The following is a 1,055-nucleotide window of genomic DNA, read 5'->3' as shown; positions in this document are numbered from 1 at the left end:
TAATTGAAATTCATCCCATTCTATACGTAATGATTCATTTTTGTTTACTCCGTTACGCTTCACCCATCGTCCCTTTGCAATTACACTAATCGGCACCGGGTTTTCTTTACTTTCCAAAATGTTAATATTGGCGATTCTACCTGTGGCAATCGCACCATGTAAATGCTCCATATTATAATAACGAGCAATGTTATAACTTGCCATATTATAGGCATCTATAACTGGTATCCCTTGCTTAATCGCTATTTCTATCAATCTATTTGTCATTCCGTTTTCATAAAATGACGGATGCGAACCGTCTGTTGTGAAAATGAATCTATCAAATTGTTTAACACCTAGTTCTAGCAATTCTTTTACTAAAATTTCTAAATCTGGACGGATAGAAGAATTTCTAAGAGAAACGGTGTAACCTTGCATAAGGCGTGTTAATGCTTCCTGCCCTGTCATCGCCTCATGATCACAATCCGTACCTAATAACTTTAACTTCGCTAACGTTGTTTCAGACGCACCTGGAAAATGACCTTCTACTTTCTTCTGTAACCACTTTGTTTCCTGTACCCAATTTAACATTTCCTCATCACCATTTAATAATTTGGGCCATGCAGTTAACTCGCCGCCCTGAAGAACATCTTCATGCTTCAGCCACTCCATTATTTCTTCACTATTAAATAAAGATTGGCCATTTTGCAGCTCAGTCTGTCCATCGAAACGACACCACCAATACATACTTGCTGGAATCTTTTTAAATTCATCTAATAAACGAAACGCTACTTCACGCTGTAATGTGAAAAATAAAGTTAGATTATCATTAATGAAAGTTGTTGTCCCAAATTGCATCGCATGATTTGCTAAAGTCTCTGGATTATATAATTGATATGGATGTGCATGCGGTTCTATGTAACTAGGAACTACATATTTCCCTTCGCAATCAATAACTTCACAATCAGTTAATCGCTCTGGCAGTTTTTCTCCTACGTATACAATTCGATCATCATATACCCAAATATTCGCTATCGTCCATTCACGTAAGTATGAATTTAAATACGTTGCATTCT

At 36.6% G+C, this 1,055-nt stretch carries 1 protein-coding gene; it reads right to left on the bottom strand.

Annotation, left to right across the window (positions count from 1 at the left end; genetic code table 11):
* A partial coding sequence (locus AC1DTM_RS28115; RefSeq protein ID WP_477001446.1) for an amidohydrolase family protein occupies positions 1-1,055 on the bottom strand: 1,055 nt, incomplete at both ends.

This window comes from Bacillus sp. P4_D3, assembly GCF_056401855.1.
The sequence above is the reverse complement of the archived record's forward strand: the minus strand, read 5'-3'. Positions and strand labels throughout refer to the sequence as shown.